The sequence below is a fragment of the Burkholderia sp. Bp8991 genome (assembly GCF_003853795.1).
GTDB lineage: Bacteria > Pseudomonadota > Gammaproteobacteria > Burkholderiales > Burkholderiaceae > Burkholderia.
In genome coordinates this window covers 144,719-170,011 of the sequence record NZ_QTQJ01000008.1, presented here as the reverse complement: position 1 = coordinate 170,011, position 25,293 = coordinate 144,719, and the positions used below count along the sequence as shown (strand labels likewise).

The 25,293-nt window shown below is 66.6% G+C and carries 22 protein-coding genes and 1 tRNA gene; 13 read left to right on the top strand and 10 right to left on the bottom strand.

Features of this window, described 5'->3' with window-relative positions; genetic code table 11:
- Positions 1-236: 236 nt before the first annotated feature.
- Together DIE02_RS11870 and serS are read right to left on the bottom strand one after the other, a co-directional pair.
- Positions 237-327, bottom strand: a tRNA-Ser gene (locus DIE02_RS11870).
- A 131-nt stretch (positions 328-458) separates the two neighbouring features.
- On the bottom strand, positions 459-1,760 hold the full coding sequence (gene serS / locus DIE02_RS11865) for a serine--tRNA ligase (RefSeq protein ID WP_044849213.1): 1,302 nt from the start codon (positions 1,758-1,760) through the stop codon (positions 459-461).
- Positions 1,761-2,011: 251 nt separating this feature from the next.
- Here serS and DIE02_RS11860 point away from each other — a divergent pair, with 251 nt between their 5' ends.
- Positions 2,012-2,278, top strand: a complete 267-nt coding sequence (locus DIE02_RS11860) for a DUF2164 domain-containing protein (protein ID WP_124487783.1) — start codon at positions 2,012-2,014, stop codon at positions 2,276-2,278.
- A gap of 43 nt (positions 2,279-2,321) precedes the next feature.
- Here the strand turns inward: DIE02_RS11860 and DIE02_RS11855 are convergent, their stop codons facing one another.
- The 3 genes from DIE02_RS11855 to DIE02_RS11845 form a co-directional block, all read right to left on the bottom strand.
- A complete protein-coding gene (locus DIE02_RS11855) occupies positions 2,322-3,632 on the bottom strand; it encodes a replication-associated recombination protein A (RefSeq protein ID WP_044849211.1) in 1,311 nt (436 codons plus the stop codon).
- A gap of 203 nt (positions 3,633-3,835) precedes the next feature.
- Positions 3,836-4,525, bottom strand: a complete 690-nt coding sequence (gene lolA / locus DIE02_RS11850) for an outer membrane lipoprotein chaperone LolA (protein ID WP_044846204.1) — start codon at positions 4,523-4,525, stop codon at positions 3,836-3,838.
- 46 nt (positions 4,526-4,571) lie between these two features.
- Positions 4,572-6,881 (bottom strand): DNA translocase FtsK, encoded by a 2,310-nt coding sequence (locus DIE02_RS11845; protein WP_124487781.1) that lies wholly within the window; start codon positions 6,879-6,881, stop codon positions 4,572-4,574.
- A gap of 425 nt (positions 6,882-7,306) precedes the next feature.
- On the opposite strand from DIE02_RS11845, the gene trxB reads away from it, so the two are divergent.
- The 3 genes from trxB (at position 7,307) to DIE02_RS11830 (ending at position 9,795) form a co-directional block, all read left to right on the top strand.
- Positions 7,307-8,269, top strand: a complete 963-nt coding sequence (gene trxB / locus DIE02_RS11840) for a thioredoxin-disulfide reductase (protein WP_044846206.1) — start codon at positions 7,307-7,309, stop codon at positions 8,267-8,269.
- 136 nt (positions 8,270-8,405) lie between these two features.
- Positions 8,406-9,185 (top strand): Smr/MutS family protein, encoded by a 780-nt coding sequence (locus tag DIE02_RS11835; protein ID WP_124487780.1) that lies wholly within the window; start codon positions 8,406-8,408, stop codon positions 9,183-9,185.
- The gene (locus tag DIE02_RS11830) at positions 9,172-9,795 is read left to right on the top strand and encodes a trimeric intracellular cation channel family protein (RefSeq protein ID WP_044846208.1); all 624 of its coding nucleotides are present in this window, start codon (positions 9,172-9,174) and stop codon (positions 9,793-9,795) included. The genes DIE02_RS11835 and DIE02_RS11830 overlap by 14 nt, the downstream gene beginning before the upstream one ends.
- Before the next feature lie 88 nt (positions 9,796-9,883).
- On the opposite strand, the gene DIE02_RS11825 is transcribed toward DIE02_RS11830, so the two are convergent.
- The 4 genes from DIE02_RS11825 to DIE02_RS11810 all read right to left on the bottom strand — a co-directional run bounded on the left by DIE02_RS11825 (position 9,884) and on the right by DIE02_RS11810 (position 14,284).
- On the bottom strand, positions 9,884-11,002 hold the full coding sequence (locus DIE02_RS11825; protein WP_124521644.1) for an ABC transporter ATP-binding protein: 1,119 nt from the start codon (positions 11,000-11,002) through the stop codon (positions 9,884-9,886).
- Positions 11,003-11,112: 110 nt separating this feature from the next.
- Positions 11,113-11,970, bottom strand: coding sequence for a carbohydrate ABC transporter permease (locus tag DIE02_RS11820; RefSeq protein ID WP_124522128.1), 858 nt, complete (start codon positions 11,968-11,970; stop codon positions 11,113-11,115).
- On the bottom strand, positions 11,960-12,898 hold the full coding sequence (locus DIE02_RS11815; protein ID WP_124487779.1) for a carbohydrate ABC transporter permease: 939 nt from the start codon (positions 12,896-12,898) through the stop codon (positions 11,960-11,962). The genes DIE02_RS11820 and DIE02_RS11815 overlap by 11 nt, the downstream gene beginning before the upstream one ends.
- A 138-nt stretch (positions 12,899-13,036) precedes the next feature.
- Positions 13,037-14,284: an ABC transporter substrate-binding protein gene (locus tag DIE02_RS11810; protein WP_124521642.1), complete on the bottom strand. Its 1,248-nt coding sequence runs from the start codon at positions 14,282-14,284 to the stop codon at positions 13,037-13,039.
- 432 nt (positions 14,285-14,716) lie between these two features.
- Here DIE02_RS11810 and zwf point away from each other — a divergent pair, with 432 nt between their 5' ends.
- The 6 genes from zwf (at position 14,717) to DIE02_RS11780 (ending at position 20,756) form a co-directional block, all read left to right on the top strand.
- Positions 14,717-16,186, top strand: coding sequence for a glucose-6-phosphate dehydrogenase (gene zwf, locus DIE02_RS11805; protein WP_124487777.1), 1,470 nt, complete (start codon positions 14,717-14,719; stop codon positions 16,184-16,186).
- Positions 16,187-16,272: 86 nt separating this feature from the next.
- The gene (gene pgl / locus DIE02_RS11800; protein ID WP_124522130.1) at positions 16,273-16,953 is read left to right on the top strand and encodes a 6-phosphogluconolactonase; all 681 of its coding nucleotides are present in this window, start codon (positions 16,273-16,275) and stop codon (positions 16,951-16,953) included.
- On the top strand, positions 16,931-18,859 hold the full coding sequence (locus DIE02_RS11795) for a bifunctional transcriptional regulator/glucokinase (protein WP_124487775.1): 1,929 nt from the start codon (positions 16,931-16,933) through the stop codon (positions 18,857-18,859). The genes pgl and DIE02_RS11795 overlap by 23 nt, the downstream gene beginning before the upstream one ends.
- Positions 18,860-19,433: 574 nt before the next feature.
- The gene (locus tag DIE02_RS11790; protein WP_124487774.1) at positions 19,434-19,865 is read left to right on the top strand and encodes an STM2901 family protein; all 432 of its coding nucleotides are present in this window, start codon (positions 19,434-19,436) and stop codon (positions 19,863-19,865) included.
- Positions 19,865-20,221 (top strand): DUF1493 family protein, encoded by a 357-nt coding sequence (locus DIE02_RS11785; protein WP_124522132.1) that lies wholly within the window; start codon positions 19,865-19,867, stop codon positions 20,219-20,221. Before DIE02_RS11790 ends, DIE02_RS11785 begins: the two co-directional genes overlap by 1 nt.
- 73 nt (positions 20,222-20,294) lie before the next feature.
- Complete coding sequence (locus DIE02_RS11780; RefSeq protein ID WP_124487772.1) at positions 20,295-20,756, top strand: type VI secretion system amidase immunity protein Tai4; 462 nt, start codon at positions 20,295-20,297, stop codon at positions 20,754-20,756.
- Positions 20,757-20,776: 20 nt separating this feature from the next.
- On the opposite strand, the gene DIE02_RS11775 is transcribed toward DIE02_RS11780, so the two are convergent.
- Positions 20,777-21,994, bottom strand: a complete 1,218-nt coding sequence (locus tag DIE02_RS11775) for a Bcr/CflA family multidrug efflux MFS transporter (protein WP_124487771.1) — start codon at positions 21,992-21,994, stop codon at positions 20,777-20,779.
- Positions 21,995-22,241: 247 nt separating this feature from the next.
- Here DIE02_RS11775 and DIE02_RS11770 point away from each other — a divergent pair, with 247 nt between their 5' ends.
- The 3 genes from DIE02_RS11770 to ribD all read left to right on the top strand — a co-directional run bounded on the left by DIE02_RS11770 (position 22,242) and on the right by ribD (position 25,289).
- A complete protein-coding gene (locus tag DIE02_RS11770; RefSeq protein ID WP_124487770.1) occupies positions 22,242-22,694 on the top strand; it encodes a hypothetical protein in 453 nt (150 codons plus the stop codon).
- A 174-nt stretch (positions 22,695-22,868) separates the two neighbouring features.
- On the top strand, positions 22,869-24,152 hold the full coding sequence (gene hemL, locus DIE02_RS11765) for a glutamate-1-semialdehyde 2,1-aminomutase (protein ID WP_124487769.1): 1,284 nt from the start codon (positions 22,869-22,871) through the stop codon (positions 24,150-24,152).
- A gap of 15 nt (positions 24,153-24,167) precedes the next feature.
- Positions 24,168-25,289 carry a bifunctional diaminohydroxyphosphoribosylaminopyrimidine deaminase/5-amino-6-(5-phosphoribosylamino)uracil reductase RibD gene (gene ribD, locus DIE02_RS11760; RefSeq protein ID WP_124487768.1) on the top strand — a complete coding sequence of 374 codons (1,122 nt, stop codon included), beginning with the start codon at positions 24,168-24,170 and terminating at the stop codon, positions 25,287-25,289.
- Positions 25,290-25,293 lie beyond the last annotated feature (4 nt).

Sequence of the window (25,293 nt, the reverse complement as noted above, 5' to 3'; positions counted from 1 at the left end):
CCGCTCTGTTAACGGCGCGCGAGGTCAAGGCTGAAGCGGGCAAGCGGCGGCGGGAACCGTGCGGGTCGAGCACGAAGCCCGTGGCGATCCGTGGGCGGCGGGAACCGAGGCAACAACGCCCAAGCGGGTGCCGGCCGATCGGTACGCGCGCGTACCGCACATCGCATCCACGCTCGCCACCGGGCGACCAAAACGAAAAACCCCGTGATCCTTCCGGATCACGGGGCTTCGTATTTTGGCGGAGAGGGTGGGATTCGAACCCACGGTACGGGGAAACCGTACGCCTGATTTCGAGTCAGGTACATTCGACCACTCTGCCACCTCTCCTTCCTTGCTGCTTCATTTCCCGGTTGGTCGTGTCCGGGAAAGAAAAGATTATAGAACGATCTCTTCGTAACTCACAAGCGTTTTTTGCAAATTTTTTTGCGAGCCCGTCGAAGACCGATCGCGCAGCAATCTCACGACGCCTGCGCCGGCGCTTCGATTCGCTCCATGCCGCCCATGTACGGACGCAGCGCCTCGGGCACCGTGACCGAACCGTCGGCATTCTGGTAGTTCTCCAGCACTGCGACGAGCGTGCGGCCGACCGCGAGGCCGGAGCCGTTCAGCGTATGCACGAGTTCCGGCTTGCCCTGCGCGTTGCGGAAACGCGCCTGCATCCGGCGCGCCTGGAACGCTTCGGTGTTCGAGCAGCTCGAGATCTCGCGATAGGTGTTCTGCGCGGGCAGCCACACTTCGAGGTCGAACGTCTTCGCGGCCGAGAAGCCCATGTCGCCCGTGCACAGCGTGATCACGCGGTACGGCAGGCCGAGCTTCTGCAGGATCGCCTCCGCGTGGCCGACCATCTCGTCGAGTGCCGCATACGACGCGTCCGGCGCGACGACCTGCACCATCTCGACCTTGTCGAACTGGTGCTGGCGGATCATCCCGCGCGTGTCGCGGCCATACGAGCCGGCTTCGGAGCGGAAGCACGGCGAATGCGCGGTCAGCTTGATCGGCAGCGCGGAGCCTTCGACGATCGACTCGCGCACGGTGTTCGTCAGCGAAATCTCGGACGTGGAGATCAGGTACTGCGTGATCGTGTTTTCGGCGCCGCCCTTCTCGACGCGGAACATGTCGTCCGCGAACTTCGGCAGCTGGCCCGTGCCGTACAGGATCTCGGGATTCACGATGTACGGCGTGTACGTCTCGCTGTAGCCGTGCTGCAGCGTGTGCGTGTCGATCATGAACTGCGCGAGCGCGCGGTGCAGGCGTGCGATCGAGCCGCGCAGCATCGTGAAGCGTGCGCCGGCGAGCTTCGCGCCGGTTTCGAAATCGAGGCCGAGCGGCGTGCCGACGTCGACGTGATCCTTCACCTCGAAGTCGAACTGGCGCGGCGTGCCCCAGCGGCGCACTTCGACGTTGTCGGCTTCGTCCTTGCCGACCGGCACGCTTTCGTGCGCGATGTTCGGCATGCCCAGCATCAGGTCGGACAGGCGCGTCTGAATCTCGCCGAGCTTGGCCTCCGACGCCTTCATTTCGTCGCCGATCCCGCCGACTTCGGCCATGACGGCCGACGTGTCCTCGCCCTTCCCCTTCATCGCGCCGATCTGCTTCGACAGGCTGTTGCGGCGCGCCTGAAGCTCTTCGGTACGGGTCTGGATCGCACGGCGTTCCGCTTCGAGGGCGGAGAACGCGGCGACGTCGAGGGTGTAGCCGCGATCGGCGAGGCGCTTCGCGACGCCGTCGAGGTCTTTGCGCAGCAACTGGATGTCGAGCATGGGAGGACTTGGAAAATCGTTGTGTAAGACGGGAATTCTAACGCACCGCGGGGCCGCCACGGCATTGGCCGGATGGACAGTGCCGCAAACGCGCGACGGGCGTGGCAGTATCGCATTGCCGGCCTGCGCGCCCGCAGCCGGCGAAGCGCGTTGCGCGACGCCGCGGCGCAGCGCGCGACAGCCGCCCCGGCCGGGCGCAACGCGGCGGGCAACGCACCCGTCTTCGCATCACCATCACCCGAGGGAACCCGATGGCCATCGAACTGGACAAGGATGTTCGCGACCGCGCGATCGCGTCGCTGCAACGCTATTTCACAGAAAACATGGACGAGCCGATCGGCAACATCCAGGCCGGTGCGCTGCTGCATTTCTTCGTCGAGGAAATCGCGCCGGCAATCTACAACCTCGCGATCGCCGATGCGCAGGAGCGCCTGCACGCACGGGTCGCCGAGCTCGACATCGACTGCCACGAGGAGCCGTTCGAGTACTGGAAGAAGCAGCCGGGCCGCCGGCGCTGACACGCCCCCCGGCAGCGCCGGCCGTCGGGCCGCGCGCAGCCGGTCAGTCCTTCTTGCCGGCCTCGCGGTCGAGCTCGCGCAGCCACGCGAGCTTGTCGGCGATCTTCGATTCGAGCCCGCGCGGCACCGGCTTGTACCAGCGCGGTTCGCGCATCCCTTCCGGAAGATACGACTCGCCGGCCGCATAGGCATTCGGCTCGTCATGCGCGTAGCGATACGCGTGACCGTAGCCGAGTTCCTTCATCAGCTTGGTCGGCGCATTGCGCAGATGCACGGGCACCTCGCGCGACTTGTCCTGCTTCACGAACGCCATCGCCTGGTTGAACGCGTTGTAGCCCGCATTGCTCTTCGCCGCGCACGCGAGATAGATCACCGCCTGCCCGAGCGCCAGCTCGCCTTCGGGCGAGCCGAGCCGCTCGTAGGTCTCGGCCGCGTCGTTCGCCACCTGCAGTGCGCGCGGATCGGCGAGGCCGATGTCTTCCCACGCCATCCGCACGATGCGCCGCGCGAGATATTTCGGATCCGCGCCGCCGTCGATCATCCGGCAGAACCAGTACAGCGCACCGTCCGGGCTCGAACCGCGCACCGACTTGTGCAGCGCCGAGATCTGGTCGTAGAAGTTGTCGCCGCCCTTGTCGAAGCGCCGCGCGTTCAGCGTCATCGCGCTGCTGACGAACTCGGCATCGATGGTCGTGACCTTGGCCGAGGCTGCGGCCGTCTGCGCCTGCTCGAGCAGGTTCAGGAAGCGCCGCGCGTCGCCGTCCGCATAACCGATGAGCGTATCGATCGCCTTGTCGTCGAACGCGAGCCCGTCGAGCGCGATTTCCTGCGCGCGCTTGAGCAGCTGACGCATCTCGTCGTCGTTCAGCGACTGCAGCACGTACACCTGCGCCCGCGACAGCAGCGCCGAGTTGACTTCGAAGCTCGGGTTCTCGGTCGTCGCGCCGATGAAGGTCACGAGCCCCGACTCGACGAACGGCAGCAGCGCATCCTGCTGACCCTTGTTGAAGCGGTGGATTTCGTCGACGAACAGGATCGTGTGGCGGCCGGTGCGATTCAGCGTGTCCTTCGCCTGCTCCATCGACTCGCGGATGTCCTTCACGCCGCCGAGCACCGCGGACAGCGCGATGAACTCGCAGTCGAACGCGAGCGCGGTGAGGCGCGCGAGCGTCGTCTTGCCGACGCCGGGCGGCCCCCACAGGATCATCGAATGCGGCTTGCCGGATTCGAACGCGAGCCGCAGCGGCTTGCCTTCGCCCAGCAGATGCGTCTGGCCGATCACCTCGGCGAGCGTCTTCGGCCGCAGCGCCTCGGCGAGCGGCCGGCGCGGCTCGACTTGAAACAGGTCGGACATGAACCCTCGCTCCAGATCAAACGATGGCGGCCGAACGGGCCGCCGGACCCGACATTATGACAGCCGCGCGACTGCACCGCCGCGCCTGGTGCTTGCGCCCGATCCCGACGCCCGATGCCCGACGCCCGATGCCCGCGCCCCAAAAAACAACACGGGCCTGCCGTCGCCGGCAGGCCCGTGTCGGGAAAACGGCGTGGTGCCGGTCAGCCGTTGATCACGTCCGCGCCCTTCGGCACGACGAACTTGAACGTATCGCTCTTCAGCGGCGGGTTCGTCTGGATGTTCGTGAACGTGAGCAGCGTGACGTTGCCGAACACGTCGTGCAATTCCATCGCGGCGAGCGTGCCGTTGCGGAAGCCGATGCCGATCCGCTGGAATTGCGTGTCCTGCGCCTTCGGCAGCATCTCGAGCCACTCGATGCCGCCCTTCTCGCCTGCATCGCGCAGCGTGTAGTTCTTGTCGAGATCGTTGCTGCCGAACAGGATCGCGGCCGGGCTCGCGCCCAGCGCGCCGTTCAGCTTGCGTTCGGTGACCTGGTTCAGGTCGCGGTCGTACACGTAGAGCTTGTCGCCGTCGGCCTGCAGCACCTGCTGGTACGGCTTCTGGTACGTCCAGATGAACTTGCCCGGACGCGAGAACACGAACGTGCCGCTCGAGTTGTCGTTCGGCTTCGGCGCGGCCTGCACGGCGCTCGCGCCCTTCGCCGGCGCCTTGACGATCTGCTGCGTGAAATCGCCTTTCGCCGAGCGCACCTGCGATACGAAGGCCTTCAGCTGCTCGGTGCCGCCCGCGAACGCGTGCGTCGCCGCGAGCATCAGCGATGCGCCGGCGAGCGCCGCGCCGAGCCAGCGCCGCGTCGAACGAAGGGACACTGCGAACGAATGTTGCTGCATATTGCGGTTTTCTCCCTGGGTGGCCGGCGCTGCGGGCGCCGCGGACTCATTCCGCGTCGCGCGCCGGCACAAGAATTTCGCGGTTGCCGCTCGACGACATCGCCGACACGAGCCCCGACTGTTCCATCTGTTCGAGCAGCCGCGCCGCGCGGTTGTAGCCGATCCGCAGATGGCGCTGCACGAGCGAAATCGACGCGCGGCGGTTCTTGATGACGATCTCGACCGCCTGGTCGTACAGCGGATCAGACTCCTCGCCGCCTTCGCCGGTTCCCGCGCCGGCCGAGCCCTCGTCGCCGTCGGCCGTGCCGCCTTCGAGCAGCCCTTCGACGTAGTTCGGCTCGCCCTGCTCCTTGAGCTTCTCGACGACGCGATGCACTTCGTCGTCGGCGACGAATGCGCCGTGCACGCGCACCGGCAGCCCGGTGCCCGGCGGCAGGTAAAGCATGTCGCCCATCCCGAGCAGCGATTCGGCACCCATCTGGTCGAGAATCGTGCGCGAGTCGATCTTCGACGACACCTGGAACGCGATCCGCGTCGGCACGTTCGCCTTGATCAGGCCGGTAATCACGTCGACGGACGGACGCTGCGTTGCGAGGATCAGGTGGATGCCGGCCGCGCGCGCCTTCTGCGCGATCCGCGCGATCAGTTCCTCGACCTTCTTGCCGACGACCATCATCAGGTCGGCCAGCTCGTCGATCACGACGACGATGTTCGGCAGGCGGCCGAGCGGTTCAGGATCGTCCGGCGTCAGGCTGAACGGATTCGGAATCTTTTCCTCGCGCTTCGCCGCTTCGTCGATCTTGTTGTTGTAGCCCGCCAGGTTGCGCACGCCGAGCTTGCTCATCAGCTTGTAGCGGCGCTCCATCTCCGCGACCGTCCAGTTCAGCGCATGGCCGGCCTGGCGCATGTCGGTGACGACCGGGCACAGCAGGTGCGGAATGCCTTCGTAGACGCTCATTTCGAGCATCTTCGGATCGATCAGGATCAGGCGCACCTGCTCGGCAGTGGCCTTGTACAGCAGCGACAGGATCATCGCGTTGATCCCGACCGACTTGCCCGAACCGGTCGTGCCGGCGACCAGCAGGTGCGGCATCTTCGCGAGGTCCGCGCAGACCGGCTTGCCGCCGATGTCCTTGCCGAGGCTCAGCGTCAGCGCCGACGACGCGGCCGCATAGACTTCCGAGCCGATGATCTCGGACAGGTGGACCGTCTGGCGGCGCTGGTTCGGCAGCTCGAGCGCCATGTAGTTCTTGCCGGGGATCGTCTCGACCACGCGGATCGACACGAGCGACAGCGAACGCGCGAGATCCTTAGCGAGGTTGACGATCTGGCTGCCCTTCACGCCGGTGGCCGGCTCGATCTCGTAGCGCGTGACGACCGGGCCCGGATACGCAGCGACGACGCTCGCCTCGACACCGAAGTCCTTCAGCTTCTTCTCGATCAGGCGCGACGTGAATTCGAGCGTATCGGCAGAAATCGCTTCCTGCGTCTTCGGCGCGGGATCGAGCAGCGACACCGGCGGCAGCGTCGAATCGCCCGGCAGGTCGGTGAAGAGCGGCACCTGGCGCTCGCGCTCGACGCGCTCGGACTTCGCCGGCGTGACGACCGGCGGCACGATCGTCACGGGTTCGTGATCCTCGATGCGCACGCGCTCCTCTTCGACCTTGCCTTCGCGGCGCACGGCCGCGGCCTCGCCGAGCTTGCGGTCGCGCTCGGCCTCGCGGCGCAGCTTCGCGACGTTGACGGCGGACAGGATCGCCCCGCCCACGCGCTCGGCGACCGACAGCCACGAGAAGCGGAAATACAGCGACAGGCCGATCGCGAGCAGGATCAGCAGCAGCAGCGTGCCGCCGGTGAAGCCGAACGCGTGCGACATCGCACCCGCCACGGCCTCGCCGATCACGCCGCCCGGTGCGCGCGGCAGCTGCACCTTCAGCGACCACATGCGCAGCGCCTCGATGCCGTCGCACGCGAGCACGACGAGCACGAACGCCAGGATCTCGGTGAGCCAGCCGATCGGCCGCTCGGGTTCGTCGGCGACCGCCTCGTGGCGCGTGATGCGCCGGTAGTTGACCGCGATGCGCCGCCCGAGCGGCACGATCAGCCAGTAGGCCGACAGGCCGAACAGCAGCAGGATGATGTCGGCCGTCCACGCGCCGACGCGGCCGGCCCAGTTCGAGATGTGGTCCACCTGCGCGGCGTGCGTCCAGCTCGGATCGCGCCGGCTGTAGCTCAACAGGGCCATCACCAGAAAAGCGCAGAGCGCGACCTGGAGAATCCAGCGGATCTCCGTGAGGAGCTTCGACATCCGGTGCGGCAACGCCTGTGCCTGGGCGGAATAAGGAGCTTTTGCCATGAATCCGTATAAAGAGGACGGGCCGCGCGCCCGCCTGTCGTTCGATCGCGCTTATTGTAAACGCTGCACCGGGGCGCCAAGTGTAAATGACGGTTACATAAGAGGGTCGGGGCGGCCGAAGCCGATACCCACGCACGCGATCCGGCCGCCGGTCGGCCCGTGACGCCCGGCCGCGGCAATGCGCCGCCACGGGCCGCAGCCGCCCGCCCCAACCCGACCCGACCCGACCCCGCCCAACCTGCCCCGCCGCTGCTGGCGATCCGCCGACGAACGCTATCGCCACGATTGAAACTCTCGTTCGGCAGCGCAGCAACGGGGCCTTTATAATGCGCGTCTGATACCCATCTACGACGGCATCCCGGTCAACCCAGACCGTCCGGCGAGCCTTACCCCGCCCGCCGCGGCCGCCCTTTACGGATTCGCACATGTCCACGCCCAAACACGCCAAAGTCCTGATTCTCGGTTCCGGCCCCGCCGGCTACACGGCTGCCGTCTACGCGGCTCGCGCCAACCTGTCCCCGGTGCTGATCACCGGCATCGCGCAGGGCGGCCAGCTGATGACCACGACCGACGTCGAAAACTGGCCGGCGGACGCGAAGGGTGTGCAAGGCCCGGAACTGATGGCGCGCTTCCTCGAGCACGCCGAGCGTTTCAACACCGAAATCGTCTTCGACCACATCCACACCGCGAAACTGCACGAAAAGCCGATCCGGCTGATCGGCGATTCGGGTGAATACACGTGCGACTCGCTGATCATCGCGACCGGCGCATCCGCACAGTATCTCGGCCTGCCGTCCGAAGAATTGTTCATGGGCAAGGGCGTGTCGGCCTGCGCGACCTGCGACGGCTTCTTCTACCGCAACCAGGAAGTCGCGGTGATCGGCGGCGGCAACACGGCGGTCGAGGAAGCGCTCTACCTGACGGGCATCGCGAAGAAGGTCACGGTGATCCACCGCCGCGACAAGTTCCGCGCCGAGCCGATCCTGATCGACCGCCTGCTGGAGAAGGAAAAGGAAGGCGTCGTCGACATCAAGTGGGATCACGTGCTCGACGAAGTGACGGGCGAGGATTCGGGCGTCACGGGCCTGCGCATCAAGAACGTGAAGACCGGCGAGAAGCAGGACCTCACCGTGCAGGGCGTGTTCGTCGCGATCGGCCACAAGCCGAATACCGACCTGTTCCAGGGCCAGCTCGAGATGAAGGACGGTTACATCCTGACGAAGAGCGGCCTGCAGGGCAACGCGACGTCGACTAGCGTGCCGGGCGTGTTCGCCGCCGGCGACGTACAGGACAACGTGTACCGCCAGGCGATCACGAGCGCCGGCACGGGCTGCATGGCCGCGCTCGACGCGCAGCGCTACCTCGAAAGCCTGCACGACAAGAAGTAAGCGTCGAGCCTTCGCGCGCCGGGCGCTACAATGGGGTCCGCTGCCGCGAAGCGGGCTTGACCGGAAAGCCGCTGCCGTCGCGCAGCGGCTTTTTTTGTGCCCGCGCGCCCGAACGCGCCTGCCCGGTTACCGAATCATGGCGAAGAACCAGCCCCATCCGAGCGATCCCGCGAAGCGGAAGATCGCCGCCCGTCCCGCAAACCCGGCGCCCGCGGCGCCGCCGCCCGCGCCCGACGCCGCCGCATTGCGCGGCCAGGGCCTGGCCGGCCTCGGCGCGTTGCGCAAGTCGCTGCAAGGCGAAGCCGATCGCCGCGACCGCGAGCGCATCGAAACCGCGAAGGCCGAACGCAAGGCCGAAGCCGACGCGAACCTGTTCCGCAACGAAATCGGCGCGATCCAGCCGCTGAACGCGCCGCCGCGCGCGAAATCCGGCCGTACGCCACCCGACCCGGTGCCGAAGCAGACGCAGCGCGACGAGGAAGCCGTGCTGAACGCGACGCTGTCCGACGAATTCGATCCCGAGACGCTGCTCGACAGCGACGAATCGCTGTACTACCACCGCCCCGGCATCAGTCGCGACGTCGTGCGCAAGCTGAGGAGCGGCGCGTGGATCGTGCAGGCGCAGATCGACCTGCACGGGATGCGGCGCGACGAGGCGCGCGATGCGCTCGCCGAATTCATCCGCGAAGCCGGCAAGAAGGGGCTACGCTGCCTGCGCGTGATCCATGGCAAGGGGCTCGGCTCGATCGGCAAGGAACCCGTGCTGAAAGGCAAGGTGCGCGCGTGGCTCGTGCAGAAGGAAGAAGTGATCGCGTTCTGCGAGGCGCGCAGCCACGACGGCGGCGCGGGCGCGGTGCTCGTGCTGCTGCAGCCGCTCGCGGCGCCCGCCGATCGGGGGCCGCGTGCCGCATCCTAGGCTGACGCTCGCGATCGCGGTACTGGAGGCGATCGCGACGCTGGCGTTCGCGATCTCGGGCTTCATCGAGGCGCGCAAGAACCGTCTCGACTCGGTCGGCACGTTCGTCGTCGCGCTCGCCACCGCATTCGGCGGCGGCACGCTGCGCGACATCCTGCTCGAACGCCGGCCGTTCTACTGGGTCGTGCACGACGACTACGTGATCGCGATCTTCGTGCTCGCGCTGTTCGCGCCGTTCGTGTTGCGGATGCTGTCGCGGCTGTCGGCCGAGCGGCTGCTGCTGGTGGCCGACGCGATCGGGCTCGGCATCTTCAGCATCTCGGGGACCGCGATCGCGCTCGATGCCGAGATGCCGCGCTTCATCGCGGTGATGATGGGCGTGATCACCGGCGTGGTCGGCGGCATCATCCGCGACGTGCTGTGCAACGACATCCCGCTGATCCTGCGCGATTCGCGGCCGTACGCGACCTGCGCGTTCGTCGGCTGCTGGTTCTACCTGCTGCTCGCGTGGCTGCAGTTCGACTCGGTGTACAGCGTGCTGCTCGCGACCGGCTTCATCCTCGTCGCGCGGCTCGCGACCTTCAAGTTCGACGTGCGGTTGCCGCACTGATCGCCGCCGCAACACCGGACGCACCGCCAGAAACAAAAGGGGCCGCTCCTTCGAGACGACCCCTTCTTCATTCAGCGCAACCGCGGCCTCACGCGATCCGCTCTTCCGACGCCGGATCGAACAGCACCGCCTTCGACACGTCGAACAGCAGCGACTGCGTCTGCCCCGGCTGCGGGTTCGCGGCCGGGTGCACGCGGCTCACGATCCGCTTGCCGTTGACCTGCGCGAACACGTGCGTGTCCGGCCCGGTCGGCTCGGTCACGTCGACGCGCACGTCGATCGGCTGCAGCTTCGACGCCTCGCCGTGGTGCGCATTGCGCGCGTCGGTGATGCGCTCCGGACGCAGGCCGAGGATCACCTCGCGGCCCACGTGGCCGTTCATCCGCTTCGCGTCGAACGGCAGGTTCAGCGCGCTGCGCGCGAGGCCCGTATCGATCTCGAGCGCGACCCCGCTGCCCTGCTCGACCAGGCGGCCGTTGATGAAGTTCATCGGCGGCGCGCCGATGAAGCCCGCGACGAACAGGTTCGACGGCGAATCGTAGATTTCCTGCGGCGCGCCGAACTGCTGGACCACGCCGTCCTTCATCACCGCGATCCGGTCGCCGAGCGTCATCGCCTCGATCTGGTCGTGCGTCACGTAGACGATCGTCGTGCCGAGGCGCTGGTGCAGCAGCTTGATTTCCGCGCGCATCTCGATGCGCAGCTTCGCGTCGAGGTTCGACAGCGGCTCGTCGAACAGGAACAGCGACGGATCGCGCGCCAGTGCGCGCCCCATCGCGACGCGCTGGCGCTGGCCGCCCGACAGCTGGCCCGGCTTGCGGTCGAGCAGATGCTGGATCTGCAGCATCGCCGACACGCGCTCGACGATCTGCTGCTGCTCGCTCTTCGGCACCTTGCGGATGTTCAGGCCGAACGAGATGTTCTCGCGCACCGTCATCGACGGGTACAGCGCGTACGACTGGAACACCATCGCGATGTCGCGATCCTTCGGCGACAGGTCGTTGACGACCTTGCCGTCGATGCAGATCTCGCCGCTCGTCACGGTCTCGAGACCGGCGATCATGTTGAGCAGCGTCGACTTCCCGCAGCCCGAGCCGCCGACCAGGATCAGGAACTGTCCGTCCTCGATCTCGATGTCGACACCCTTCAGAACCGGCACCCCGTTCGGGTAGGTCTTGTACACGTCACGGATGGAAAGGCTTGCCATGCTGTGAATCCTCTGTCTCGTCTCGCGCGGCGCCACGGCGCCGCGTCGGGTTCGTTTCGATGCGCCGCGCGTCGTGCGCGGCCGGTTCGTCGTATCGGATGAAGCCGCGCTTACCCCTTCACCGCGCCCGCCGTCAGCCCGCGCACGAAGTAGCGGCCGGCGACCACGTAGACGAGCAGCGTCGGCAGCGCGGCGATGATCGCGCCGGCCATGTCGACGTTGTATTCCTTCACGCCCGTCGACGTGTTGACGAGGTTGTTCAGCGCAACCGTGATCGGCATCGAGTCGACGCCGGAGAACACGATCCCGAACAGGAAGTCGTTCCAGATCTGCGTGAATTGCCAGATCAGGCACACCATGAAGATCGGCAGCGACACCGGCAGCAGGATCTTCGTGAAGATCGTGAAGAAACCCGCGCCGTCGATGCGCGCGGCCTTCACGAGCTCGGCCGGCACGCTCACGTAGAAGTTGCGGAAGAACATCGTCGTGAACGCGATGCCGTACACGACGTGCACGAACACCAGGCCCGGAATCGTGTTGGCGAGGCCGAGCATCCCCTGCAGGCGCGCCATCGGCAGCAGGATCACCTGGAACGGGATGAAGCAGCCGACCAGCATCATCGTGAACAGCGCATCCGCGCCGCGAAAGCGCCAGTGCGTGAGCACGTAGCCGTTGAACGCGCCGATCAGCGACGAGATCAGCACGGCCGGAATCACCATCTGCAGCGAGTTCAGGAAGAACGGCTTCATGCCGTCGCAGCGCACGCCGGTACACGCGCCGCTCCACGCCTTCACCCACGGATCGAAGGTCCAGTGCGTCGGCGGCGTCAACAGGTTGCCGGTGCGCAGCTGCTCGAGGTCCTTGAAGGACGTCGACAGCATCACGTAGATCGGGAACAGGAAATACAGCGCGAACAGGATCAGCGCCGCATAGATCACTGCCCGGCTGATCGTCACTTTAGGCTGCATTGCGGGTGCTCCTCGATTCCATATACATCAGCGGCACCAGCACCGCGACCACGGTCGCGAGCATCATCACCGACGACGCCGCGCCGAGCCCGAGCTGGCCGCGGTTGAACGAAAACGTGTACATGAACATGGCCGGCAGCGACGACGACGTGCCGGGGCCGCCGGCCGTCAGCGCGACGACCAGGTCGAAGGTCTTGATCGTGATGTGGCAGAGGATCAGCAGCACCGAGAAGAACACCGGGCGCATGCTCGGGATCACGATCTTGCGGTAGATGGTCGGCAGCGTCGCGCCGTCGACCTGCGCGGCCTTGAAGATCTCCGCGTCGACGCCGCGCAACCCGGCGAGGAACAGCGCCATCACGAAGCCGGTCGACTGCCACACGGCGGCGATCACGATACAGAAGATCGCCTTGTCCGGATCGTCGAGCCAGCCGAACGAGAAGCTCGTCCAGCCCCAGTCGTGCATCACCTTCTCCAGGCCGAGGCCCGGGTTCAGGATCCACTGCCATGCGGTGCCCGTGACGATGAACGACAGCGCCATCGGATACAGGAAGATCGCGCGCAGCGCGCCTTCGTTGCGGATCCGCTGGTCGAGCAGGATCGCGAGGAACAGCCCGAGCGCGACGCAGATCGCGATGAACGGAATCCCGAACCAGCCGAGGTTCGCGGCGGAGGTCCACCACACGTCGTTCTGGAACAGATCCGAATAACGGCCGAAGCCGTCGAATTCGTAGTTCGGCAACAGCCGCGAATTGGTCAGCGACAGATAGCCGGTAATCAGGATGAAGCCGTAGATGAACACCACGGCGATCGCGAGGCTCGGCGCGAGCACGAGCTTCGGAATCCAGCGATCGGCGAAGGCCGACATCGGCGACGTGCGCCGTGCGGCGGCAGCGCCGGATCCGTTTCCGCTAAGAGGGGCAGCCACTTGATTCGACTCCTGGAACGAGGGTGACGCAGGCCGGGCCGGCGCCGGGTACGACACGGGCCCGCGAGCGAGCCCGTTTGCTGCACATGCAGGAACGCCCGGCCGATCCTGCGTTTCCGGCCGGGCGCCTGTCGCGCTTTACTTCACCTTCGCGGCCTTCGCGAGCGCGGCGACCGCGCTCTTCGAATCCTGCTGCGAGTTCATGAACTTCGTCACGACGTCGGTGATCGCGCCGGCCGTTGCATCGCCCTGCGCCATCCCGTGCGCGAGCGACGGCACGAAGCCGCCCGACTTGATCGCGGTCTGCTCGTCGGCATACGACTTCTTCGCGCAGTCGTCGAACTTGTCCATCTTCACGCCGAGGCGCACCGGCACCGAGCCCTTCAGCAGGCTGAACTGCTCCTGGAAGTCCGGCGTCATGATCGTCTTCGCGAGTGCGACCTGGCCCGGCGTCGCGTCCTTCTGCCCCTTCTGCTGGAAGAACACGAACGAGTCGACGTTGAACGTGTACGAATTCGCGGTGCCCGGCACCGCCGCGCAGATGTAGTCCTTGCCCGCCTTCTTGCCGGCGTTCTCGAACTCGCCCTTCGCCCAGTCGCCCATGAACTGCATGCCGGCCTTGCCGTTGATCACCATCGCGGTCGCGAGGTTCCAGTCGCGGCCGTTGCGGCCCGTGTCGAAGTAGCCCTGGATCTTGCGCACCGTGTCGAACACCGACAGCATCTGCGGCGACGTCAGCGTGGCCTGGTCGAGATCGACGAGCGCCTTCTTGTAGAACGCCGGACCCTGCGACAGCACGACGTCTTCCCACAGCGTCAGGTCCTGCCACGGCTGGCCGCCCATCGCGACCGGCTGGATGCCGGCAGCCTTCAGCTTGTCGGCCACCGCGAAGAATTCGGGCCAGGTGGTCGGCACCTTCGCGCCGACCTTGTCGAGCGCGGCCTTGTTGATATAGAGCCAGTTCACGCGGTGCACCGAGAACGGCGCGGCGACGGTGTGGCCCTTGTACTTGATGATCTTGTCGATTTCCGGCGGCAGGTTCTGCTTCCAGTCGCCGGCGGCGGAATCGATGTTGACGAGCACGCCCTGGTCGGCCCAGTCCTGGATCAGCGGGCCCTTGATCTGCGCGGCCGACGGTGCGTCGCCGCTGATCACCTTGGTCTTCAGCGCGGTCATCGCCGCGGCGCCAGCGCCGCCCGCGACCGCGAAGTCCTTCCACACGTAACCCTGCTTCTGCACGTCGTCCTTCAGCACGCCGACGGCCTTCGACTCGCCGCCCGAGGTCCACCAGTGCAGCACGGTTACGTTCTCGGCCGCCTGCGCCGCCACGGCGCCAGCCATCAGACCCGCGGCGCAGAGCGCGCCCATGATCGAGCGAACTTTCATTACTTATCTCCTCCAGACTGAATCAACTCGTGAGGTTCCCTGACGGGGAACCGGCTTCTTGATAAACGACGGGGAAATCGAGCCGCGGGACGCATTGCAGCGTACGGGGCCGATGACCGGCCGGGCTCTTACAGAAAGCGTGAATCGAGATTCAACGGCGTGTCTCCTCTTTGTGTTTCTGGCCCGCCGCGATGCCGCGGCGCGAGCCCGGGGGCGACGATGCGCGGACGATGCGCACCGTCAATGTCCGATAACATTCGGCACAAGGCGCTCCCGAAGGCGAAGCTCGCGCAGTTCATCGACCGCGCTTCTTTTTTTCTTCGCCCAGGTGCTACCCCTTGCGGCGGATTGTAGTTAAACTACAATTCAGTGTCAAAAATATTTTTATCGCACTACGGATCGCTTCCCAGCACCCCCAATCGGCGGAGACACATGCATACCGATTCCAGCTTTACCTTCGTACTTTTCGGCGGCACCGGCGACCTGTCGATGCGCAAGATCCTGCCCGCGCTGTTCGAAGCGCACCGCGGCAACATGCTTGCGGAAAGCGGCCGGATCGTTGCCGTCGCGCGGCACGAATCGGATCGGGCCGGCTATCTCGAGTGGGTCGACACGCATGTGAAGCCGCATGCGGCGAAGGCGGCCGGCAAGGCATTCGACGAAAGCGTGTGGAAATCCTTCCTCGAGCGCATCGAATACGTGAAGCTCGACCTCGGCCGTGCGGAGGACTACGTCGTGCTGCGCGACGCGGTCGCGCAGCTGTCCGGCATCCGCGTGTTCTATCTCGCCACAGGGCCGTCGCTGTTCGTGCCGATCTGCAAGGCGCTCGCGTCGGTCGGCCTGAACGAGGGCGCGCGCATCGTGCTCGAGAAGCCGCTCGGCTACGACCTGAAATCGTCGAACGCGATCAACGACGCGGTCGGCGAGATCTTCGCGGAAGACCAGATCTACCGGATCGACCACTATCTCGGGAAGGAGCCGGTACAGAACCTGCTCGCGCTGCGCTTCGGCAATGCGCTGTTCGAGCCGCTGTGGCGCCGCGAATGGGTCGAGAGCATCCAGATCACGATCGCCGAGGAGCTCGGCGTCGAGGCGCGCGGCGATTTCTACGACAATACGGGCGCACTGCGCGACATGGTGCAGAACCACCTGCTGCAGCTGCTGTCGATCGTCGCGATGGAGCCGCCGCACTCGATGGATTCCGACGCGGTGCGCGACGAAAAGCTGCGCGTGCTGCGTGCGCTGAAGCCCATCGATCCGCGCGACATCGGCAAGGTCGCGGTGCGCGGCCAGTATCATGCGGGCGTGATCAAGGGCGCACAGGTGCCGGCCTATGCCACCGAGCCCGGCGTGAAACCCGACAGCCCGACCGAAACCTTCGTCGCGCTGAAGGTCGAGATCGAGAACTGGCGCTGGGCCGGCGTGCCGTTCTTCCTGCGCACCGGCAAGCGTCTGGCCGACCGCGTCGCGGAGATCGTCGTGAACTTCCGGCCGGTGCCGCACTCGGCGCTGGGCCCGACCGCGCTGCGCCCCGGTTCGAACCGCCTCGTGATCCGGCTGCAGCCGAACGAGACGATTCGCCTGTACTGCCTCGCGAAGCAGCCCGGCGAAGGGATGAACCTCGCGAGCGTGCACCTCGACCTCGCGTTCGACCAGTTCTTCAAGGAAGGGCAGATGGAGGCGTACCAGCGCCTGCTGCTCGACGTGATCAACGGCCGCCTCGCCCTCTTCGTGCGTCGCGACGAGCAGGAAGCCGCGTGGCGCTGGGTCGAGCCGATCCTGAACGAATGGGCACGCTCGCTGAAGCCGCCGAAGCCGTACGCGGCAGGCACGTGGGGGCCGGCCGCGGCGAGCGCGATGCTCGCGCAGCACGGCACCTGCTGGCTCGAAGAAGAAAACTGATGCAAACCGTTGCCGTGCGCGCCAGCGCGCGGCAACGTGCCCCACGATTCGCACGAATTGAACAGACAAAGCAGTCCGGAGGAGATGTGATCGAGATCCACGCTTTCGACACCCAGGAAGCGCAAAGCGAAGCGCTCGCGCGCGCCGTCGGCGATGCGCTGCGCGCCGCGCTCGGCGGCCCCGCGCGCCCGACGCTCGCGGTGTCCGGCGGCACGAGCCCGCGCCCGTTCCTGCACACGCTGTCGCACGCAGCGCTCGACTGGGCCGGCGTCGACGTCACGCTGGTCGACGACCGCTGGGTGCCGGAGAACGATGCGGCCAGCAACGCGCACCTCGTGCGCGACACGCTGCTGCAGCACGCGGCGGCCCCTGCCCGCTTCCTGCCGCTCGTCGACACGCGCGCATCGCTCGATGCGCACGTCGCCGCGCTCAACGCCAACGCCGACTACCGCGTGCCGAACGTCGCGGTGCTCGGCATGGGCGAGGACGGCCACACGGCGTCGATCTTCGCGGACGCGCCCGAATGGGACCATGCGATCACGACGCCCGAGCGCTTCGTCGCCGTGCATCCCGGCGCCGCGCCGCATGCACGCGTGAGCTTTTCGCTCGATGCGCTGAAGCGCGTCGACCGGCTGTTCCTGTTGATCGCGGGCCCCGCCAAGCGCGACGTCCTCGACGCCGCGGCCGCGACGCTGCAGAAGAACGCGATTTCCCAACTGGCCAACGACAAGGGGACCCAGCTCGATGTCTACTGGTGCGCAAAGTAAGGCTGTCGTCGCGGGCCAGCATGCCGACGGCCCGCGCCTGCTCGCGGACGTCGGCGGCACCAACGCGCGATTCGCGCTGGAAACCGGCCCCGGCGAGATCACGCAGATCCGCGTCTATCCCGGCGCCGACTACCCGACGCTCACCGACGCGATCCGCAAGTATCTGAAGGACGTGAAGATCAGCCGCGTGAACCACGCGGCGATCGCGATCGCGAACCCGGTCGACGGCGACCAGGTGACGATGACCAATCACGACTGGAGCTTCTCGATCGAGGCGACGCGCCGCGCGCTCGGCTTCGACACGCTGCTCGTCGTCAACGACTTCACCGCGCTCGCGATGGCGCTGCCGGGCCTGACCGATGCGCAGCGCGTGCAGATCGGCGGCGGCGCGCGCCGCCAGAACAGCGTGATCGGGCTGCTCGGGCCCGGCACCGGGCTCGGCGTGTCCGGCCTGATTCCGGCGGACGACCGCTGGATCGCGCTCGGCAGCGAAGGCGGTCACGCGTCGTTCGCGCCGCAGGACGAGCGCGAGGATCTCGTGCTGCAGTACGCGCGCAAGAAGTTTCCGCACGTGTCGTTCGAGCGCGTGTGCGCGGGGCCCGGCATCGAGATCATCTATCGTGCGCTCGCCGCGCGCGACAAGAAGCGCGTCGCCGCGACCGTCGACACGGCCGAGATCGTCGAGCGTGCGCATGCGGGCGACGCACTCGCGCTCGAGACGGTCGAATGCTTCTGCGGGATCCTCGGCGCGTTCGCGGGCAGCGTCGCGCTGACGCTCGGCGCGCTCGGCGGCGTGTACATCGGCGGCGGCGTCGCGCTGAAGCTCGGCGAACTGTTCACGCGCTCGTCGTTCCGCGCACGCTTCGAGGCGAAGGGCCGCTTCACGCAGTATCTCCAGAACATCCCGACCTACCTGATCACCGCCGAATATCCGGCGTTCCTCGGGGTATCGGCGATCCTCGCGGAGCAGCTGTCGAACCGTTCGGGCGGCGCGTCGTCGGCCGTGTTCGAGCGGATCCGCCAGATGCGCGACGCGCTGACGCCGGCCGAGCGCCGCGTCGCCGATCTCGCGCTGAACCATCCGCGCTCGATCATCAACGACCCGATCGTCGACATCGCGCGCAAGGCGGACGTGAGCCAGCCGACGGTGATCCGCTTCTGCCGCTCGCTCGGCTGCCAGGGGCTGTCGGACTTCAAGCTGAAGCTCGCGACCGGCCTCACCGGCACGATTCCGATGAGCCACAGCCAGGTCCATCTCGGCGACACGGCCACCGACTTCGGCGCGAAGGTGCTCGACAACACGGTGTCCGCGATCCTGCAGCTGCGCGAACACCTGAACTTCGAGCACGTCGAGAACGCGATCGAGATCCTGAACGGTGCGCGCCGCATCGAGTTCTATGGGCTCGGCAACTCGAACATCGTCGCGCAGGACGCGCACTACAAGTTCTTCCGCTTCGGAATCCCGACGATCGCGTACGGCGACCTGTACATGCAGGCCGCATCGGCCGCGCTGCTCGGCAAGGGCGACGTGATCGTCGCGGTGTCGAAGTCGGGACGCGCGCCGGAGCTGCTGCGTGTGCTGGAGGTCGCGATGCAGGCCGGCGCGAAGGTGATCGCGATCACGTCGAGCAACACGCCGCTCGCGAAGCGCGCGACCGTCGCGCTCGAGACCGATCACATCGAGATGCGCGAATCTCAGCTGTCGATGATCTCGCGAATCCTGCATCTGCTGATGATCGACATCCTCGCGGTCGGCGTCGCGATCCGTCGCGCGTCGACCAACGGCGAGCTGCCGGAGGCCGTCGCGCAGGCGCGCGCACGGGCGAGCGACGACGAAACGGCCGACGTGCTCGACTGGCTGAGCCACGGCGCGTCACCGGCGGCGAAGGACGTCGCGCGGGATTGACGCTTCGGCGAAACGCCGTCGATACACGACACCCCGAATGCTGGATTCAAGCCCGGCGTTCGGGGTGTTTCACATGTGCGGCACCGCCCCGCACCACAGCGGCCCGGCAGGCATCGACGATGCCGTCTGCCGAGGGCTGCGCGTGACTCATACGTTCGTACACGCCCCTATTTTCGAACAAGTCCAATTGTCAGCAGTTGCCCAGGCTCGGTAACTTCCTTCGCTCCCCGTGATGCGGCCATCCCGGTTCGACGCGAGAAATGACGCGTTTCTCGCAGAACCCCGATTGGCATCGACAGCATCACGTTCATCCAGTTTGCGGAGAGGGATATGCCTAGACCACGCTTTTCAGCCGCATGGGCAGCAGCAATGCGCATTTATGCGCCGATAAATTCCACGGAGAAAGTTGCGCGAACGATTGGGGGCAACGTGGCCACCAATATCCAGCGATCGGGCAAAGCAGAAGTGATCAAATCCCCCGCCTTCGCTGGGAGGCAGCACCCGAGACGATAGGCAGGGGATCGTTCTCTTCGAGGTTTCAGCCTCGTCGATAGCCTGAGAGAGGAATACTATAATGAACAATACCTATGCCTTTGGTACACATCGAGATCTCACGCCGATGGAGCTGTTTTTCCTTGTCTTTGTCGATGAGACATGCAAGGAGCTTGGTGTTGACGATGTAGCAGCGGTGGTTGCCATTGTGGCCGGTCAAAATTGGATGCCAACACGAGCAAAGCCTTTTGGTACCACGCCGGGTACTTCTGTTGCGTCGATATTGAGTCGCAAGTATCTGGACTACGATTTGAAGAAGAAGATCCTCCCAACGCTGACCAACGCCAGCGTTAAGCGCTTGAGGTTCATTCTGGTGAGAAACATCGGGGTTTTCGTTGGGCGCGCGGTTCCTGTCGTTGGCTGGGTCATTGCTGCCAACGATGTCACGATGATCAGCATTCGTTCCGTGTCGCGCTATAACGCGCTTGTTAAGCCTGAGGACAAGGTGTTCTGATGAGCCAATTTACATGGAACGAGTTTGAGGATTTTGTGAGAAGGGAGGCCGGTGTTAGTCCCCAAAAAATTCTCACAAAAGGTCATGCCATCGAGGGTGATTTGGATATCACTGGCGACGATGCGATCGAGTTTATGGAGAGCTTCTTCGATAAGTTTCCGGTGCAAGTTGGAGATTTTGAGTTCAATCGCTACTTCTCAGGAGAGGGCTTCAGCTTGATTGAAGTGGCGCGGATGGCTTTCTCCAGAAAACGCCGAGAAAAATATGACAAAGTGCCACTGACTCTAGGCATGCTCTATCAGGCTATTTTGGATGGAGAGTGGAACAATCAGCGCTTGGAAAGTCTGCCGCGCTGATCGTACCTCGCCAAATAGACCGGTTTATTTTTTAGGCGATGTGTTGGATCTGTGCACGCGTCTGGAGCCTGCCATGAGACAAAATCCGCTGTTCCAGCGTGTGATATTTTTGGCACTGACGTTGGCGGCACAATCGGGCCATGCAACAGATACGACATCGTCGCCACAAGCCAGCGCCCGAACCTACGCCCAGAATTACAAGGACATGGTGCTCGCCGAGTGTGTCGCGACCGCGTATCGGAATGAACCGTCCGCTGCGATGGACGCGGGATGCAGCGCGAGTGCGCTGATGGACTGGACGTACTTCGATCTTGAACGGAATCCCGACGCGGGCAAATCGCTAGTCAATCGTTTTCTTGCACGCGACTATCGCAATCCGATCGTCGAGTCCGAAATCAAAGGCGTCGGGTTCGATTTTTTGAAATGCCTGGACCTGTACCACAGCAAGGAACTCGACGCTCAGGTCAAACGGTTCGTCATCAACCCGAAGCGCAGCTATCGACTCGATAATCGCTCGTCAGACCGCTCCAGGTGAGGCCGATCCTCCCGCACCGCTCAAGCCCCCGCTTTCACCGGCCGGCCATGCCAGCGCAGCACGAGGTAACGCCCGACGAAACACAGCACGCCGCAGACGCCGATCGTCACACCCATCGCGAACGGCGTGCCGTCCGCCAGTGCGCCGATCGCGATGCTCGCGAGCGCGCCGAGCGCGAGCTGCATCGCGCCGAACACGGCCGCCGACGCACCCGCGTTGTGCGGATAGCGGTGCATCAGGTCGGTCGTGCAGTTCGCGGACAGGATCCCGACCACGCCGACGACGAAGAACAGGCACACGACGATCGACCACAGCCCGCCCAGTCCCGTCAGCGCGACGAATGCGACCGCGAGCGACGCGACGCAGCTCACGAGCGACGCGGTCGCGATGAGGCGCAGCGAGCCGACGCGGCCGACGAGCCGCGTGTTCGCGAAGTTGCCGATCATGATCCCGACGACGTTCAGGCCGAACAGCAGCCCGTAATGCTGCGGCGACACGTGGAAATACTCGATGTACACGAACGGCGTCGCGGTGATGTAGGAGAACATCGACGCGAACGCCATCCCGCCGCACAGCATGTGCCCCCACGCGACCGGATCGGACAGGATGCGCCCGTACGACGCGAACGACGCGAGCACGGCCGTGCTCTTGCGCCGCTCCTTCGGCCAGGTTTCGGGCACGCGCAGGTACGCGGTCGCCGCGCACAGCGCGCCGAACGCGGCCAGCACGACGAACACGCCGCGCCAGCCGGCGAAGCGCAGGATCTGGCCGCCGATCAGCGGCGCGAGCAGCGGCCCGACCGCGGTGACGATCGCGACCATCGACAGCACCTTCGCCGCATCGGTCGGCTCGTGCGCGTCGCGCGCGATCGCACGGGCGAGCACCGACGCGGCGCCCGCGCCGAGCGCCTGCAGGAAGCGCACGAGGATCAGCATGTCGATCGAGCCCGACACGAAGCAGCCGACACTCGCGAGCGTGAACAGCGCGATGCCGCCGAGCAGCACGGGCCGGCGGCCCCACGTATCGGACAGCGGACCGTACAGCAGCATGCCGATCGAGAAGCCGGCCATGAAGCTCGTCAGCGTGCGCTGCGCGGCGCCGGGGCTCACGGAGAAGCCGTCGGCGATCGACGGCAGGCTCGGCAGGTACATGTCGGTGGCGATCGGCCCGCAGGCGGCGAGAGCACCGAGCAACAGGATCAGCCGGGCATCGGGCCGGCGCCGGACGACGTGGGACATGGGTATCCGCAATGGAGGCCCGCGCGCATCGGGGCACGCGTGGCGGTGAAGACGGGAGGCTACGCCGCAAGCGGCGCGTTCAAGCACATGATTGTACGCGCAACTTTTTCGCGTGCCGCGCGCGGTCTGCCGCGCCAGGCTGGAACACGCGCGCATGACCGGCGTCGCGGCAGACCGCGCGCGGATTCGATTAAGCTTGCTGCTCCCCGCCTCTCTTGTCTGATCAATCCGACGCACGACCGACCCGATGACCGCCTTCCTGCTGATCTGGAGCCCCAAGAAATGGCCGTGGCCCGAGCTGCCCGACGTCGCCGCGCGCGTGAAGGCCGGCGATGCCGTGCACGACGTGTGGGGCTGCGGCTTCGCGCGCGGCATCCTGCCGGGCGACCGTGTGTTCCTGCACCGCGTCGCGCAGGAGCCGAAGGGCGTGTTCGGCTCGGGCTACGTGACGCGCGCGCCCTACGAGGTGCCCGACCCGGCGACGAAGCGCGGCTACCGGCTGTGCATCGATTTCGTCTACGACTGGCTGGTCGACGCCCACCAGGACGTCGTGATCCCGCGCGACGCGCTGCGCGCGCATCCGTACTCGGTGCAGACCTGGGACGCTCAATCCTCCGGCACGTCGATCAAGCCGATGGTCGAAGGCCCGCTCGAGAAGCGCTGGGCCGAGCTGACCGGCAAGCGCCGGTCGCCACGATAAGCGGGCCGGATCGGCCGCGCGCCGTTCGCGCCGGCCAATCCCCCACGCGCGCAAAGGCCGCAGACCCGGCCGCGGGCCCGCCGGGCGCGTCTCCGGTACAATCAGACGATCGTTCCGCTCAGGCGCCGCGGCCCGTGCACAGGCCCCCGCGCCCTTCTCTCGCAGGTTTCGCACATGTCCAACAATCAGATCCTCTTCGAACGCGCCCAGAAGACCATCCCGGGCGGCGTCAACTCGCCGGTGCGCGCCTTCCGTTCGGTCGGCGGCACGCCGCGCTTCGTGTCGCGCGCGCAAGGCCCGTACTTCTGGGATGCCGACGGCAAGCAGTACATCGACTACATCGGCTCGTGGGGCCCGATGATCGTCGGCCACGTCCATCCGGAAGTGCTGTCGGCCGTGCAGAACGTGCTCGCCGACGGCTTCTCGTTCGGCGCGCCGACCGAAGCGGAAATCGAGATCGCCGAGGAAATCTGCAAGCTGGTGCCGTCGATCGAGCAGGTGCGGATGGTGTCGAGCGGCACCGAGGCCACGATGAGCGCGCTGCGTCTCGCGCGCGGCTTCACGGGCCGCAGCCGCATCGTCAAGTTCGAGGGCTGCTACCACGGCCACGCGGACAGCCTGCTGGTCAAGGCCGGCTCGGGCCTGCTGACGTTCGGCAACCCGACGTCGGCCGGCGTGCCGGCCGACATCGCGAAGCACACGACCGTCCTCGAATACAACAACGTCGCCGCGCTGGAAGAAGCGTTCGGCGCGTTCGGCCACGAGATCGCCGCGGTGATCGTCGAGCCCGTCGCGGGCAACATGAACCTCGTGCGCGGCACGCCCGAGTTCCTGAACGCGCTGCGCGCGCTGTGCACGAAGCACGGCGCCGTGCTGATCTTCGACGAGGTGATGTGCGGGTTCCGCGTCGCGCTCGGCGGCGCGCAGGCGTACTACGGGATCGCGGCCGACCTCACCTGCCTCGGCAAGGTGATCGGCGGCGGGATGCCGGCTGCCGCGTTCGGCGGCCGCCGCGACATCATGGCCCACCTCGCGCCGCTCGGCGGCGTGTACCAGGCCGGCACGCTGTCGGGCAACCCGATCGCGGTCGCCGCGGGCCTGAAGACGCTGCAGCTGATCCAGGCGCCCGGCTTCTACGACGCGCTCACCGCGCAGACGAAGCGCCTCGCCGACGGCCTCGCGGCCGAAGCGCGCGCGGCCGGCGTGCCGTTCGCGGCCGACTCGATCGGCGCGATGTTCGGCCTGTACTTCGCCGAGCGCGTGCCGACCAGCTTCGCGGAAGTCACGAAGAGCGACACCGAGCGCTTCAACCGCTTCTTCCACCTGATGCTGGACGAAGGCGTGTACTTCGCGCCGTCCGCGTACGAGGCCGGCTTCGTGTCGAGCACGCACGACGACGCGGTGATCGACGCGACGCTCGCGGCCGCGCGCCGCGCGTTCGCGGCGCTGGCCGCCTGACCCGGGTCCGCACGCATGTTCTCGGATACCGATTTCGCCCACATGCAGCGCGCGCTGACGCTCGCGGCGCGCGGCATGTATACGACCGCGCCGAACCCGCGCGTCGGCTGCGTGATCGTCAAGGACGGCGACGTGATCGGCGAAGGCTTTACGCAGCCGGCCGGCCAGGACCACGCGGAAGTGCAGGCGCTGAAGGACGCGCGCGCGCGCGGCCACGACGTCGCCGGCGCCACCGTGTACGTGACGCTCGAGCCGTGCAGCCACTTCGGCCGCACGCCGCCGTGCGCGAACGCGCTGATCGACGCGCGCGTCGCGAAGGTCGTCGCGGCGATGGAAGACCCGAATCCTCAGGTGTCCGGGCGCGGCCTCGGGATGCTGCGCGACGCGGGCATCGACGTGCGCTGCGGGCTGCTCGCGCATGAAGCGGGCGAACTGAACATCGGCTTCGTGTCGCGTATGACGCGCGGTCGCCCGTGGGTGCGGATGAAGACGGCCGCGTCGCTCGATGCACGCACCGCGCTGCCGTCCGGCGAAAGCCAGTGGATCACCGGCGAGGCCGCGCGCCTCGACGGCCACGCCTGGCGCGCGCGCGCGTGCGCGATCCTCACCGGGATCGGCACCGTGCGCGAGGACAACCCGCTCCTGACCGTGCGCGGCATCGACACGCCGCGCCAGCCGCAGCGCGTGCTGGTCGACAGCCGCCTCGACCTGCCGCTCGATGCGCGCCTGCTCGAAGGCGCGCCGCTGCTGATCTTCTGCGGCCGGCTCGATGCCGCCGGCGAAGTGCGCGCGAACGTGCTGAAGTCGCGCGGCGCGGAAATCGTGCCGCTCGCGAATGCGCACGGCAAGGTCGACCTGCCCGCGATGCTGGCGGCGCTCGGCGCGCGCGGCGTCAACGAGCTGCACGTCGAGGCCGGCCACAAGCTGAACGGCTCGCTGCTGCGCGAGCAGTGCGTCGACGAGCTGCTGGTCTATCTCGCGCCGAGCCTGCTCGGCAGCGACGCGGCCGGCATGTTCGACCTCGCCGCGCCGGCGAGCCTCGACGCCCGCACGCGGCTCGCGTTCCACAGCGTCGAGCGGATCGGCGACGATCTGCGGATCCTGGCGCGTGTCGCGCCGCCCCCTGCCACGCATTGAACGG

Bases quoted from the DNA above. Each gene is read 5' to 3' on its own strand.
- DIE02_RS11790 (WP_124487774.1), top strand. From the start codon at position 19,434: ATGAACAATACCTATGCCTTTGGTACACATCGAGATCTCACGCCGATG.
- DIE02_RS11810 (WP_124521642.1), bottom strand. From the start codon at position 14,284: ATGAAAGTTCGCTCGATCATGGGCGCGCTCTGCGCCGCGGGTCTGATG.
- DIE02_RS11825 (WP_124521644.1), bottom strand. From the start codon at position 11,002: ATGGCAAGCCTTTCCATCCGTGACGTGTACAAGACCTACCCGAACGGG.
- DIE02_RS11860 (WP_124487783.1), top strand. From the start codon at position 2,012: ATGGCCATCGAACTGGACAAGGATGTTCGCGACCGCGCGATCGCGTCG.
- lolA (WP_044846204.1), bottom strand. From the start codon at position 4,525: ATGCAGCAACATTCGTTCGCAGTGTCCCTTCGTTCGACGCGGCGCTGG.
- DIE02_RS11770 (WP_124487770.1), top strand. From the start codon at position 22,242: ATGACCGCCTTCCTGCTGATCTGGAGCCCCAAGAAATGGCCGTGGCCC.
- DIE02_RS11775 (WP_124487771.1), bottom strand. From the start codon at position 21,994: ATGTCCCACGTCGTCCGGCGCCGGCCCGATGCCCGGCTGATCCTGTTG.
- trxB (WP_044846206.1), top strand. From the start codon at position 7,307: ATGTCCACGCCCAAACACGCCAAAGTCCTGATTCTCGGTTCCGGCCCC.
- DIE02_RS11785 (WP_124522132.1), top strand. From the start codon at position 19,865: ATGAGCCAATTTACATGGAACGAGTTTGAGGATTTTGTGAGAAGGGAG.
- ribD (WP_124487768.1), top strand. From the start codon at position 24,168: ATGTTCTCGGATACCGATTTCGCCCACATGCAGCGCGCGCTGACGCTC.
- DIE02_RS11820 (WP_124522128.1), bottom strand. From the start codon at position 11,970: ATGCAGCCTAAAGTGACGATCAGCCGGGCAGTGATCTATGCGGCGCTG.
- serS (WP_044849213.1), bottom strand. From the start codon at position 1,760: ATGCTCGACATCCAGTTGCTGCGCAAAGACCTCGACGGCGTCGCGAAG.
- DIE02_RS11855 (WP_044849211.1), bottom strand. From the start codon at position 3,632: ATGTCCGACCTGTTTCAAGTCGAGCCGCGCCGGCCGCTCGCCGAGGCG.
- hemL (WP_124487769.1), top strand. From the start codon at position 22,869: ATGTCCAACAATCAGATCCTCTTCGAACGCGCCCAGAAGACCATCCCG.
- DIE02_RS11795 (WP_124487775.1), top strand. From the start codon at position 16,931: ATGTCTACTGGTGCGCAAAGTAAGGCTGTCGTCGCGGGCCAGCATGCC.
- DIE02_RS11780 (WP_124487772.1), top strand. From the start codon at position 20,295: ATGAGACAAAATCCGCTGTTCCAGCGTGTGATATTTTTGGCACTGACG.
- DIE02_RS11845 (WP_124487781.1), bottom strand. From the start codon at position 6,881: ATGGCAAAAGCTCCTTATTCCGCCCAGGCACAGGCGTTGCCGCACCGG.
- DIE02_RS11835 (WP_124487780.1), top strand. From the start codon at position 8,406: ATGGCGAAGAACCAGCCCCATCCGAGCGATCCCGCGAAGCGGAAGATC.
- zwf (WP_124487777.1), top strand. From the start codon at position 14,717: ATGCATACCGATTCCAGCTTTACCTTCGTACTTTTCGGCGGCACCGGC.